Origin of the sequence: Streptomyces sp. CA-179760 (assembly GCF_050937045.1) — a bacterium.
Lineage (GTDB): Bacteria > Actinomycetota > Actinomycetes > Streptomycetales > Streptomycetaceae > Streptomyces.
Window position 1 is genome coordinate 6,528,459 of the sequence record NZ_JBNJLZ010000001.1, and the last position, 12,562, is coordinate 6,541,020.

Annotated in this window: 11 protein-coding genes and 1 tRNA gene; 2 read left to right on the forward strand and 10 right to left on the reverse strand. The window is 71.8% G+C overall.

What is annotated here, in order from left to right; genetic code table 11:
- Positions 1–11 precede the first annotated feature (11 nt).
- From ACQEV8_RS29860 to ACQEV8_RS29885, 6 genes are all read right to left on the reverse strand, one after another.
- Positions 12–1,490, reverse strand: a complete 1,479-nt coding sequence (locus ACQEV8_RS29860; protein ID WP_432966395.1) for a penicillin-binding transpeptidase domain-containing protein — start codon at positions 1,488–1,490, stop codon at positions 12–14.
- Positions 1,487–2,851 (reverse strand): FtsW/RodA/SpoVE family cell cycle protein, encoded by a 1,365-nt coding sequence (locus ACQEV8_RS29865; protein WP_432966397.1) that lies wholly within the window; start codon positions 2,849–2,851, stop codon positions 1,487–1,489. The genes ACQEV8_RS29860 and ACQEV8_RS29865 overlap by 4 nt, the downstream gene beginning before the upstream one ends.
- Positions 2,852–2,903: 52 nt before the next feature.
- A complete protein-coding gene (locus ACQEV8_RS29870) occupies positions 2,904–3,320 on the reverse strand; it encodes an SH3 domain-containing protein (RefSeq protein ID WP_432966399.1) in 417 nt (138 codons plus the stop codon).
- Positions 3,321–3,434: 114 nt separating this feature from the next.
- Positions 3,435–4,700 (reverse strand): ATP-binding protein, encoded by a 1,266-nt coding sequence (locus ACQEV8_RS29875; RefSeq protein WP_432966401.1) that lies wholly within the window; start codon positions 4,698–4,700, stop codon positions 3,435–3,437.
- On the reverse strand, positions 4,697–5,371 hold the full coding sequence (locus ACQEV8_RS29880; RefSeq protein ID WP_432973093.1) for a hypothetical protein: 675 nt from the start codon (positions 5,369–5,371) through the stop codon (positions 4,697–4,699). The genes ACQEV8_RS29875 and ACQEV8_RS29880 overlap by 4 nt, the downstream gene beginning before the upstream one ends.
- A gap of 307 nt (positions 5,372–5,678) precedes the next feature.
- Positions 5,679–6,182: a protein-tyrosine phosphatase family protein gene (locus ACQEV8_RS29885; RefSeq protein ID WP_432966403.1), complete on the reverse strand. Its 504-nt coding sequence runs from the start codon at positions 6,180–6,182 to the stop codon at positions 5,679–5,681.
- Positions 6,183–6,293: 111 nt separating this feature from the next.
- Between ACQEV8_RS29885 and ACQEV8_RS29890 the strand changes: the two genes are divergently transcribed.
- Entirely contained in the window at positions 6,294–7,097 is an 804-nt protein-coding gene (locus ACQEV8_RS29890) for a nuclease-related domain-containing protein (protein WP_432966405.1), read from the forward strand.
- A 380-nt stretch (positions 7,098–7,477) separates the two neighbouring features.
- On the opposite strand, the gene ligD is transcribed toward ACQEV8_RS29890, so the two are convergent.
- Complete coding sequence (gene ligD, locus ACQEV8_RS29895; RefSeq protein ID WP_432966407.1) at positions 7,478–8,359, reverse strand: non-homologous end-joining DNA ligase; 882 nt, start codon at positions 8,357–8,359, stop codon at positions 7,478–7,480.
- A 54-nt stretch (positions 8,360–8,413) separates the two neighbouring features.
- Between ligD and ACQEV8_RS29900 the strand changes: the two genes are divergently transcribed.
- Positions 8,414–9,460, forward strand: a complete 1,047-nt coding sequence (locus ACQEV8_RS29900) for a Ku protein (protein ID WP_432966409.1) — start codon at positions 8,414–8,416, stop codon at positions 9,458–9,460.
- 6 nt (positions 9,461–9,466) lie between these two features.
- Here the strand turns inward: ACQEV8_RS29900 and ACQEV8_RS29905 are convergent, their stop codons facing one another.
- The 3 genes from ACQEV8_RS29905 to ACQEV8_RS29915 all read right to left on the reverse strand — a co-directional run bounded on the left by ACQEV8_RS29905 (position 9,467) and on the right by ACQEV8_RS29915 (position 12,318).
- Positions 9,467–11,275 (reverse strand): hypothetical protein, encoded by a 1,809-nt coding sequence (locus ACQEV8_RS29905; protein ID WP_432966411.1) that lies wholly within the window; start codon positions 11,273–11,275, stop codon positions 9,467–9,469.
- 199 nt (positions 11,276–11,474) lie between these two features.
- Positions 11,475–11,975 (reverse strand): Asp23/Gls24 family envelope stress response protein, encoded by a 501-nt coding sequence (locus tag ACQEV8_RS29910; RefSeq protein ID WP_432966413.1) that lies wholly within the window; start codon positions 11,973–11,975, stop codon positions 11,475–11,477.
- Positions 11,976–12,239: 264 nt separating this feature from the next.
- Positions 12,240–12,318, reverse strand: a tRNA-Arg gene (locus ACQEV8_RS29915).
- Between the last annotated feature and the right edge of the window lie 244 nt (positions 12,319–12,562).

Below are 12,562 nucleotides of genomic sequence, written 5' to 3' on the forward strand. Positions count from 1 at the left end.
GTAGAGCCGTCTCAGGAACCGGGCAGCCGGTCCCGGGACTTCAGTACCGCCTCCATCACCGCCCGCGCGATCGGCGCCGCGTCACCGCCCCCGCTGATCTCGCCGCGGTCCGCGTCCGCGTCCTCCACGACGACCGCGACCGCCACCCGCGGCTGCAGATCGCGACCGCCCTGCGCCCAGGAGACGAACCAGGCGTACGGCGTGCCGGAGTTGCCGATGCCGTGCTGGGCGGTGCCGGTCTTGCCGCCCACCTTGGCGCCGCGGATCGCGGCGTTGCGCCCGGTGCCGCCCTTGACCACGCCCAGCATCAGCCCGCGCAGCCGCGCGGCGGTCGCGGGGGACATCGCCTGGCGGACCGGGCGCGAGCCGGCGGTCGCGAGTGTGCTGCCGCCCGGCCGGGTCGTGCGCTCCACCAGGTAGGGCTCCCGCACCTGTCCGCCGTTCGCCACGGCCGCCGCCACCATCGCCATCTGCAGCGGGGTGGCGCGGGTGTTGTACTGGCCGATCGACGACAGCGCGAGCTGTGCCTTGTCGAGCGAGGTGTCGAAGGTGGACCGAGCCACCGCGAAGGGGACCCGCAGCGCCGTGTCGTTGAAGCCGAAGGCCCGGGCCGCCGCCGACATGCCCGGCACGCCCACCTCCACGCCCAGCTGGGCGAAGACCGTGTTGCAGGAGAAGACGAACGCCTCGCGCACGGAGGCGTCCGCGCAGCCCTTCGCGTAGTTCGACAGACGCGTCCTCGTACTGGGCAGCCGGTAGGGGTCGGGGGAGTCGGTCGGCTTGTCGAGGTCCGGGACCAGGCCGGCGTCCAGCGCGGCGGCCAAGGTGACGATCTTGAAGGTCGAACCCGGCGGATACGTCTGCCGTACCGCCCGGTTGAGCATCGGCCGGTCCCGGTCGGCGGTCAGCCGCTTCCAGGCCCGGGCCGCCGCCGCTCCGTTCCCGGACAGCGGCTGGGGGTCGTAGGAGGGGGCGGACACCAGGGCCAGGATCCTGCCGGTCGACGGCTCCAGGGCCGCCACCGCGCCCTTGCGTCCGGCGAGTCCCCGGTACGCCGCCCGTTGTGCCGCCGGGGCGAGCGTCGTCACGACGTCCCCGCCGGCGTTGCGCGCCCGCGTGAAGTCGTTCCACAGCGGGAACGGCGCGAGCATCGGATGCGAGCCGGACAGGACGCCGTCCTCGGTGTGCTCCAGCAGCGTCGTCCCGTACAGCTGGGAAGCGAAGCCGGTGACCGGCGCGTACATCGGTCCGTCGGCGTAGGTCCGCTCGTAGCGCAGGTGCTCGCGGGTGTCGTGCGAGCCGGTGACGGGCCGGTCGCCGACCAGGATGTTCCCGCGCGGCTGCTCGTAACGGGCGATCTCCGGGCGGCGGTTGGCGGGGTGGCCGTCGTACGCCGGGGCCTGGACGACCTGGACGCGGGCGGCGTTCAGCAGCAGGGCCACCAGCAGCAGGGCGCAGAAGAGGCCGGCGTGCCGGATGTGCCGGGTCATGGGGTCTCCTGCCCGTCGTGCTGACGCCGGGCCGAGTCGCTCACCCGGGCCAGCAGCGCCACGATCGCCCAGTTGGTGACCACCGACGAGCCGCCCTGCGCCAGGAACGGCATCGCCATGCCGGTCAGCGGGATCAGACCGGTCACCCCGCCCGCGATCACGAACACCTGGAGCGCCACGAGCGAGGCGAGGCCCACCGCGAGCAGCCGGCCGAAGGGCTCGCGCAGCGCGAGACCCGCCCGGTAGCCGCGCTCCACCAGCAGGCCGTAGAGGACGAAGATGGCCGACAGGCCGGCCAGGCCGAGTTCCTCGCCCGCCGTGGCCAGGATGAAGTCCGACTTCACGGCGAAGCCGATGAGGACCGAGTGGCCGAGCCCCAGGCCCGTGCCGAGGAAGCCGCCCTCCGCGAAGGCGAACAGCGACTGGGCGAGCTGGTTCGGGCCCTCGCCCGCCTCGACCGAGGCGAACGGATGCAGCCATGTCTCGATCCTGCTGTGCACATGCGGTTCGAGCCGGCCGACGGCGACCGCGCCCAGCGTGGCCAGCAGCAGTCCCACGGTGATCCAGCCGGTGCGGCCCGTGGCGACGTAGAGGAGGACGACGAACAGGCCGAAGAAGAGCAGCGACGTCCCGAGGTCCCGCTCCAGGATCAGCACGCCGACGCTCACCAGCCAGACCGCGACGATCGGGCCGAGCACCCGGCCGGTGGGGAACTGGAACTTCCAGACGCGGCGGCCCGTGTACGCGAGGGCGTTGCGGTTCGCGGCCAGGTACGCGGCGAAGAACACCGCCAGCAGTACCTTCGCGAACTCACCCGGCTGGATCGAGAACCCCGCGATCCGGATCCAGATGCGGGCCCCGTTCACCGCCGGGAACAGGATCGGCAGGGTGAGCAGGACCAGCACGGCGACGACACAGACGTAGGTGTAGCGCTGGAGGACCCGGTGGTCGCGCAGGAGCAGGACGACCAGGATGAACAGCGTCACACCCAGCGTCGACCAGACCAGTTGGGCCGGTGCCGCCCGGTCGCCCGGGGTCTCCAGGTCGAGCCGGTAGATGAGCACCAGGCCGAGCCCGTTGAGCAGCACGCCGATCGGCAGGAGGAGGGGGTCGGCGTGCGGGGCCCGCAGCCGCACCGCCAGATGCGCCACCAGCGCGAGCACGCCGAGCCCGGCGCCGTAGCCGGCGGCGCCGGGCGGGAGGGTGCCGTGCCGGGCGAGGCCCACGGCGCAGTAGCCGTACACGGACAGCAGTACGGCCACGACGATGAGGGCGAGTTCGATGCCACGGCGCCGGGGGAGGGGGCGGACGGCGGGCGCGGGCGGGTCCGCCGTCGCCACGGTGATTCCGGCCTTGCTCATGTCCGGAACCTACCCAAACGGTGCGTCTTGTGCGTGTTTGGGTGACCGAGTGTCAGCACCAGCGTGGCGCGGGGCCGATGTTGTCGATGAAGCGGGCCGCGCCCCAGGCCCAGGTGCCGTCCGCGAGGAGGTACCAGAGCGGGTTGCCCTGCACGCTCTGGCCGGGGGCCTTGCAGAAGATCTTGACGATGTCGCCCCGGTGGGCGAACCGGATGATTCGCGAGCCGCGGTTCGGGGCGCTGCGCAGCGCCAGCGTGTTCGCCGTGACGATGCCCCGGTAGAAGCGCCGGTCGTCGTCGGGCCGGTGGCGACCGTCGCCGCCCATCGTGCCGGCATCCATCGTGCCGGCGCCCATCGTGGTGTCGCCCGTCGTGTCCCACTCGTCGTCCGCGACGGCGGGCGTGACGGCGGCAGCGGCGGCGAGGAGCGCGGCGGCGGTGGCTATGGAGAGGCGGGAGCGCAGAGACATGGGGAGTACCTCCATGTGGGGGCGGAAGGGCCGAAGCTGACTAATCGCCACATTAGGAGCGCCCTCTGGGCCCCGCCCGTCACGCTGGGCCATAGGAGGAGCGCCCTCGCGCCCTCACTCCACCGCCAGTGCCAGGGTGGCCACCGCCCCGCCGTCCGGCGCGTTCGCGAACTCCAGCCGCGCACCCAGTACCTCGGCCTGCCCCAGGGCGATGGTCAGCCCCAGCCCGTGTCCCCTGGTCCCGCCCTCCGTACGGAACCGCTGCGGACCGTGCGCCACCAGGTACTCCGGAAACCCGTCCCCGTGATCGCGAACCGTCACCACCGGCCCGTCCACGGTCAGTAGGACCGGCCCCCGGCCGTGCTTGTGCGCGTTGGCCACGAGATTCCCGAGCACCCGCTCCAGCCGCCGCCGGTCCGTCTCCACGGACACGTCCCGTACGACCCTGACCTCCGTGCCGTTCCCCGCGGCCCGCACCGCCCGCTCGGCCAACGGCCCCAACTGCTCCATGTCCAGCTCCAGCAGCTCCCGCCCGGTGTCCAGCCGGGAGATCTCCAGCAGGTCCTCGGTGAGCGTGCGCAGTGCCGCGACCCGGTCCCGCACCAGCTCTGTCGGGCGGCCCGGCGGCAGCAGTTCGGCGGCCGCGTGCAGCCCGGTCAGCGGCGTGCGCAGCTCATGGGCCACGTCCGCCGTGAACCGCTGCTCGGCCAGCAGCTTGCCCTGCAACGACGACGCCATGGAGTCCAGCGCGGCGGCGACGGCGGCCACCTCGTCCTGCGGACGCGCCGGAGCCTTGGCGGGCGGGTCCGGTCGCGGGGCCGTACGGGGGTCGTTCACGCGGGCGTCCAGGTCGCCCGCGCTGATCCGCCGGGCCACCCGCGCCGTGGTGTGCAGCCGCCGCGTCACCCGCGTCACCGCGAACGCGCCGACCAGCAGCGTCGCCCCGATCGCCAGGCCCGACGACCACAGGATCGCCCGGTCCAGGCCCGCGATGGTGCGCGCCTGCTGCGAGTAGTCCACCGCCACGGCCAGGGCCCGTCCGCCGTCGGCGGGCCCCGCCGCCCACATCGTGGGGCGCCCCTCGCGGTCGGCCACCATCGTGCCCCGGTCACCGCCCACCGCGAGTTCCCGCAGCTCCCGGGGCAGCTCCGGGGGATCCATCGCCGTGCCCCGTCGCAGCGGATCCCCGGCCTCGTACCGCTCCGTCGCCTGCTCCAGCCGCTGCAATGCCTGGTCGCGGGCCTGGCCGACGGTCTGGTCGGTCACCTGCACATGCACCAGGACGCCGAGCAGGGCGGCCAGCGCGCAGCACATCACCGTGATGAAGGCGGCGGCCTTCACGGCGAGCGTCCCCGACCACCGGGGGAGCACGGGTCTCATCCGGTGCTCGCCGAGGGGGAGGCGGACGGATGGCGGGAGTGCTTGCGCGGGCCGGTGCGCAGCATCTCGTCGTGGGTGAGGAGCATCGCCCGCTGGTCCGGGTCCCAGGTCCACTGCAGGCGGTACTCGTAGCCCGCCACCTCGGAAGGCGAGCGGATGACCAGGGAACGCCCGGCCAGCTCCACGCCGCTCAGCGCGTCCTCCCACGACATCACCTGCACGAGCCGGTGCTTCTCGACGGTGTAGACGCGCACCGCGGTCGTCTTGCCGGGCAGCAGCCGGAAGCCCAGTGTCAGATCTTCGCGTCCGTCGCCGGTCAGGTCCCGGTAGTACGGCTTGAGGACCGGGCACCTTCCGTGCCCGGGGCCCTTGCCGCAGCCGGTCATCCGGCCGGCCGTGTCCCGGTACGGCGCCTTGCCGCCGTCGTAGTCACCCGGGCTCGCGGCGATCTCGGCCCGGACGATCCCGACCGGGTCCACGCCGTGGATGTCGTCGCCGGCGGGGACCTTGACGCCCTTGACCACCTCGGTGTTCACCTCACCGATCTCGAAGGCCGGGCTGGACGCGGGAGTCTGATCCGGCCAGAGCCGGGCCGGACCGACCGCCGTCGGTGTCGCTCCAGCACCCTCGAGCCCTCCGGTGTCCCCGCAGCCCGCGGCGGTCGCCAGCAGGAGGGCGACGACGACGGCGCGACGGGCGGCCTGACCGGGTCGACGGGCGGCTTGGCCGGGTCGGCACGGGGCTTGGCCGGGTCGGCACGGGGCTTGGCCGGGTCGGCACGGGGCTTCGCCGGGTCGGCTTCCGGGAAGGCCTCCGGGACGGCTGAGGGGCACTGCACTCCTGCGGTTCGAGGGTGATCACGTGGCTCGGGCACGACCCGTCGGCCCGGTACACCTTATTCGCGGGGAAGTCCCATTTGCGCGCGAGGAGCCCGTTTGCCGCCGCACCGGCCGGGTGCTGTGCTGGTTCTGTGCCCTGTCACTCGGTGAGTTCCTCCAGCAGCCGGGCCGTGGCCAGGCCGGCCCGCAGGTACTCGACGAACAGCTCGTTGTGCAGCGCCCAGGGCGAGCGACGGTCCCGGATCAGCCGGATCGCCGTCTCGGCGGAGTCGCCCCGGCGCATCAGCGCGTGCGCGACGACGAGTCCCGAGCGGTTGTACCCGTGGTAACAGCGAACGAGGACCCTGCGGCCCTCGTCCAGTGCCTCGCACGCCGCCTCGGCCAGTCGGATCACCCCGGCGAGCTGCGTCCCGTCGAGCGGGCCGTCGGGAATGGGCCAGACGTGATGCCGGACGCCCGGATCGGGGCCGTGGCCGGGCAGCCGCAGCAGCGTCTGCACGAGGTCGAACTCGTCCCGTACGACGGCGAACTCCACCTGGCCCGGGGCACCCGAGTACTCGTGGCCGCCCATCCACAGGCCGGGCACCACCTCGCTCCACGGGCTCTGAGGAGCCGGCACATCGGGTTTCCTGCGGGTACGCAACAAAGCCTCCCCACCCTCACCGACCGGGGGTCTGCCCAACTGCTCTCCAAGGTAACCGGGTTCTTGCCCCCGCAGCACCCCGCCTGTTCCCATGGTCGGGGGTGATGGTGCATGGACGGACTGCGCGTCGTACCGACCCGGCGACACGGTCAGGAACGGCTGTACGTCTGCCTCCCGGACGGCAGGAACATCGCCTGGTACGACCGTGAGGCGGCCCGGGTCAACCTGCTCGGCGCGGACCGTGAGGACGAGGTGCTCCGGGCCCTCGGGCCCTTCATCACCGGCCCGGTGACGGTGGGGCCGCCCCCGGTACCGACCGCCGCCGAACTCGCCCGCCTGTCGCTCCACCCCGACGACGACCTGGCCCCCAACCGCCCCGGCGAGGCCCTCGTCGTCGCCCTCGACCGCGATCCCGGACCGGCCCACCGGCTCCGCCCCGACCCGCGCCGCCGGGCCCTGACGGCCGAGCAGACCGTCGGGGACGCCCTGGACCGCCTGGACGGGGCGGGCTGGCACACCCTGCACTCCGTTCCGCTCCCCGGCGGCGGCCGCATCCACCATCTGCTGATCGGCCCCGGCGGCCTGTACGCCGTGCACACCCTCTACGCCCGCAAGCACCGCGTGACGATCGCCGACCCCGTGGTCACCCTGAGCCGCCGCGATCCCCACCCCCTGCTCCGCCGCATCCGCGCCGACGCCGACCGCGCCTCCTACGCCCTGACGGCCGAGGTCCACCCCGTACTCGCCCTGCTGGCCCCCACGACGGTGTCGGTCCAGTCCCCGCCGCGTGACCTCCACATCCTGACGGACACGGACGTCCGGACCCTGGCCGACCAGGGCGCCGTCCTGAAACCCGCGGACGTGGAGACCCTGCACGCGATGGCCCGGGACCGGAACATCTGGGCGAGGGTGTGAGGCTCTTGCGGGCCGTGAGGGCCGGGGCCTGACCGGGCGTGACGGTGGTGCGGAGACGGACACTCGGCCCGTGCCGCCGGGGGCCGCGTGGGCGGGCCGCATACCGCCGGGGCGTTCATCCGGGCCGCCCGGCCGGGGAGGAGCCGCTCCCGCACTGAGGCCGGTGTTCGGCCCGTGTCACCGGGGGAGCTGCCCGGACGGGCCGCGTATCGCCGGGGGACTGCCCGAGCGGGCCGCGTACCACCTGAGACGTCCGTCCCGGCCGACGGACCGGGCCGGCCGCCGCCCCCGCACGCCCGTCCCGAGCGTCCTGGCCGGCCGCCCCTACGACTACGGCAGCGACCCGGCCCGATCCGCGACCGCGCTCCGTGACCACACGGCTAGGGCAGCAGCCCGGCCCGCTGCGGATCCAGAAGGGGAGCCAGGAGGTCCCCGTAACCGCGCACCCGTGAGGCAAGATCCCGAGCCTCGATGTCCAGCCGGCCAGGCGCCTCGCACTGCTCGACCTCCTCCCAGGTCACAGGCGCCGAGACGGTCGGCTCGGTGCGGGCCCGGAGTGTGTAGGGGGTCGCTGTGGTCTTGCGCGCGGCGTTCTGGCTCCAGTCGACGAAGACCTTCCCGGGGCGCAGACTCCGGTTCATCCGGTGGAGGGCCAGGCGGGGCATGGCCTTCTCCGCCTCGACCGCCAGCTCCTTGGCGTACGCGGACACCTGCTCCGAGGAGGCCTCGCGCACGGCGGCGAGCAGATGCAGCCCCTTCGAGCCGGAGGTCTTGGCGTAGGCCTCGATGCCGTCGTCCGCGAGCCGTTCCCGCAGCCACAGAGCGACCTCGCAGCACTGCACGATGCTCGCCGGCGCCCCCGGATCGAGGTCGAAGACGATCCGGTCGGCCACGTCCGGGGCGCCCACGAGCCACTGGTGGGTGTGGAACTCCGTGACGAGGTTGGCCGCCCACATCAGACTCGGCAGGTCCTGCACCAGGACCATCCGCGAGGGCCCCTCGACCCGCGGCACCTCGGCGGTGGTGACCCACTCGGGCGTACCCGGCGGCACGTTCTTCGTGAAGAAGACCTGCCCGTCCGGCCCGTCCGGATACCGCAGGAAGGACACCGCCCGATCACGCAGATGGGGCAGCAGGACCTCGGCGACGGTCGCGTAGTAGTGCAGTACCTCGCCCTTGGTGAAGCCCGTGGCGGGATACAGCACCTTCTCCAGATTGCTGAGCGCGAGCCGTCGCCCCTCCACCACAGTGATAGGCGCCATACGATAAGAATCCCACGCGAACCAGGACGAACTCTCCCGAGAGTGACCGGAAGGGTGCTGCACGTGAGATCCATCTGGAACGGCGCCATCTCGTTCGGGCTGGTCAGCATCCCGATCAAGCTGGTGAACGCCACCGAGAGCCACTCGATCTCCTTCCGCCAGATCCACACCGAGGACGGCGGCCGCGTCCGCTACCGCAAGTTCTGCGAGCTGGAGGACCGCGAGGTCACCCAGGCGGAGATCGGCAAGGGCTACGAGGACGCGGACGGCACGATCATCCCGATCACCGAGGAGGACCTCTCCAGCCTGCCCATCCCCACGGCCAAGACGATCGAGATCGTCGCCTTCGTCCCGGGCGACCGGATCGATCCGCTCCAGATGGACGCCGCGTACTACCTCCAGGCCAGCGGCGCCCCCGCGGCGAAGCCGTACACCCTCCTCCGCGAGGCTCTGAAGCGCAGCAACAAGGTGGCGATCGCCAAGTTCGCCCTGCGCGGCCGGGAACGCCTGGGCATGCTCCGGGTGGTCGGCGAGGCCATCGCGATGCACGGCCTGCTGTGGCCGGACGAGGTCCGCGCCCCCGAGGGCGTGGCCCCCGACACGGAGGTCACGGTCCGCGACCAGGAACTGGACCTGGCGGACGCCCTGATGGACACCCTGGGCGAGGTCGACCTGGAGGATCTGCGTGACGAGTACCGCGAGGCCGTGGAGGAGGTCATCGCCGCGAAGGCCGCCGGCGAGACCCCGCGCCAGGCCCCGGAACCGGCGGCGGGCGGCAAGGTCCTGGATCTGATGGCGGCCCTGGAGAGCAGCGTCCGCGCGGCCCGCGAGTCGCGCGGCGAGGACGCCGACGACCACGCCGAGGTCAAGTCGCTCCCGCAGCGCAAGACGGCCCGCGCGGCCCCCAAGCAGACCGGCGGCAAGAAGTCGACGTCGACGGCGAAGAAGACGGCCGCCAAGAAGACGACAGCGGCCAAGAAGTCCACCGCGAAGGCGGGTCAGTCGGGTCAGTCGGGCCAGGGCGCGAAGAAGGCGGCGGCGAAGAGCACCGCGAAGAAGACGACGGCGAAGAAGTCGACCTCACGCAAGCGCACGGCCTGACGCGCCTCAGGGCGCGTACGCGATGTCAGGCCGCGGCGGTGTCGCCATGCCCGCCCCGAGGAAGTAGTCGACGTGGTGGGACTGCATGTACCCCTTGAACGTCATGGCGTTCCGGTAGGCCGGGTTGTGGGCCAGGGTGTACAGCCGATGACTCGTCGGCTGGTCGGTGGTGAAGACGATCAGCTCGTCGTTGGCCGCGTTGGTGTACACGGCCTCCTCGCGCCAGTCGCCGAGGATGTCGCCGACGAGCGTGGGACCGCCCTGGGCGGCCTTGACCGCGCCGTGGGTCCAGGTGCTGACCAGCCGGGGCAGACTGCCGCTCGGCGCCGGGCGGGCCGGGTCCCACTTCTCGATCTTGCCATCGTTGAGCAGTTCCATGGTGAGGTCCCCGTCCCACCACAGCCCCAGCTGCGGCCAGGGGCGCAGTGAGGTGTCCGGCTCGGTGAGCCGGTTCGTGGACGCGTTGTACAGGCCGGAGAAGGACCAGACCTCCATACCGGCGAAACGCGGGTCGACATCGCCCGCCATACCGCGCCCCACGTCTCCGGGGCCGCCCCCGTGCCGCCAGATCACGTTGCCGTTCGCGGCGTCGTAGTAGTACTCCAGCAGCCCGCTCGGGTTGTCCTGCTGCACGCCGTAGCCCTCCAGGCCCGGACGGCCCGGGTCCAGGTCGGCGAGGTGGAAGCGGTCGCCGTGGATGATGCCCCGGGGCCCCATGGAGTAGCGCAGCGAGCCGTTCCCGTTGAGGACGAACCCGATCTCGGCGACCTCGTCCGTCCCGTCGCCGTCGACGTCGACGGCCCGGGTGTTGTGCCCGTCGGGCGCGTCCTGGCCGCCGCGCTGCCATGTCCACTGGCGGTCCAGAGAGTCGCCGTCGAACTTCCAGGCGCCCATCATCAGGTTGAAGGCCCCGTCGTCGCGCCGGTTCTTCATGTAGGCGACCAGGCTGGGCGTCGTGCCGTTGAGATACGCCACCCCGAGGCGCGCGGCCATCGGGCCGTCGGCCAGGTAGGTCGTCGGTACGGCGGACCAGTTGCGGAGCGCCCCGGTCCGGCCGTCGAGCACGGCCATGAACTGACGCGCGTCGTTCTCGTGCGTCCAGGTCGTTCCGTCGCCGAACCTGACCCCGTCGGCGACCCGCAGAGCGACCTCCGCGCGGCCGTCGCTGTCGAAGTCGTAGACCGTGACGCCGTCCCAGTGGCCCACGTCGATCGTGGACGACCCCGGCTCGATGTTGTCCTGGTTCCGGCTGTTCGGCCCCAGATCGACCTCCCACAGGAAGTCGCCGTCACCGCTGTACGCCTCCAGCTTCTGCGGGGAGGTCTGCCGGTCGACGACGTAGTCGTACTCGCCGTCGCCGTCGAGGTCGCCGGCCCACACGAACTTCACCGCGCCACCGGACCGTAACGGCACCCGCACCACGGGCTCCACGGCGTGGCCGGCCGTCAGCGTGAAGGCGCCGCTGGGAGCCTGCTCCTGTCCGCCGACGACCGGGGTCACGCGGTAGCTGTTGGAGCGCGTCAGGTCGGCCGTGGCGTCGGTGTAGTTCGTCCCGCCGGTCAGCACACCGGAGTTGAGCTTGATGAACGCGCCGCCGGCCGTGGACCGGTACACGTGGAACCCGATGCCCTCCGGGTCGAGCCCCAGCAACCGCCAGGAGACGAGGACCTGGCTACCGCCGGCCCGCACCGCCACGACCCCGCGGCCGAGGTCCTCCATCACACGTGCGGCCTTCACCGACGGGGCGGGACTCGCACCGGCGACGGTGAGCGTGGCGCAGACGGCCAGGACCGTCGCCGTAATCCTCATGTGCATGACAACTCAGCCTTCTTCGGTGGTCGGCGGTTAAGCGCTTTCACAGCCGTGATGGAAGCACTGAGCTGAGGCTCCGTCAATACTGACGGACAGGGGTGGTGGCCGCCCGTAAGCGCTTGCACGGCAGCATGGCTCCAGCTCGCGGGGCACCACACGCGCGGCGCCCCGGAAAGGAACTGAATCGAGAGGAGCCGGGCTCTCAGGTCACGCGCCGCTGCTCCTCCCGCTCGGACTCGTCCTCCTCCTCGTCCGGCAGATGTACGTCGTCGACGGCGATGTTGACCTCCACGACCTCCAGGCCGGTCATCCGCTCCACCGCGTTGACGACGTTGGTCCTGACATCCGACGCGGTGTCGGTGATGGCGGCGCCGTACTCGACGACGAGGTCGAGATCAACGGCGGCCTGGCGCTCGCCGACTTCCACCTTCACCCCCTGGGTGACCCCACTGCCCCCGCCCGGCACCCGCTGGCGCACGGCCCCGAAGGCCCTGGTCATCCCACCACCGAGGTTGTGAACCTCCGGAATCTCCCGGGCGGCCATCCCCGCGATCTTCGCCACGACCGTGTCCGCGATCGCGGTGCTTCCACGGGCATCAGGGGAAGTACTGCTCCCTCTGCCGCCCTGCGGTGCCGTGGCCCCGTCCTGCTTTCCCGACCTGGTACCGGGAGCGGTGTCTCTGCGCTGTGTGGTCTCCGTCATGACCGTCACCTCGATGACTGGGTGCGGGGTGTGAGCAGTGTCGTTCCTCTCCACGGTAGAACAATGGTGGATGTGGGGCGAAAGTGACGTAAAACGCTGCTGCCGTGCTGCCGGTGATCGATGGCATGCCGGACTCCGGCCTGAGGAACAGGCCGATCTGGTCCGAGCAACGAGAAAGAGCGGGACCCAGTACTACTGGGTCCCGCTCTTTCTTCTCAGGCATCTACGCTGGTCAACCGCGTGATCATGTTGGCTGAAGCGAAGTGCCCCCGGCAGGATTCGAACCTGCGCACACGGCTCCGGAGGCCGTCGGATTTTCACACGTTTTACCAGGTCAGCGGGCATTTCGCGCCCCATCGGACTCGCCGTCCCGTATATAGCCCACGAAAAAGAAATGTTCAGATTGGTGGCTAACAGAAGCAGTTGACTGTGCTGCCACGCTCGACGGCTCACGCCCCGTCGTCCAGTTCCCCGTCCGTCACCTGGCCGCCCACGGCGACGACGGTCGTGTCCCACGCCGTGGTGTAAGGGATCAAGCGATACGCGTTCCGGTACGGCGCCCCTGGCGATCTCCGTGGAGGCGGCAG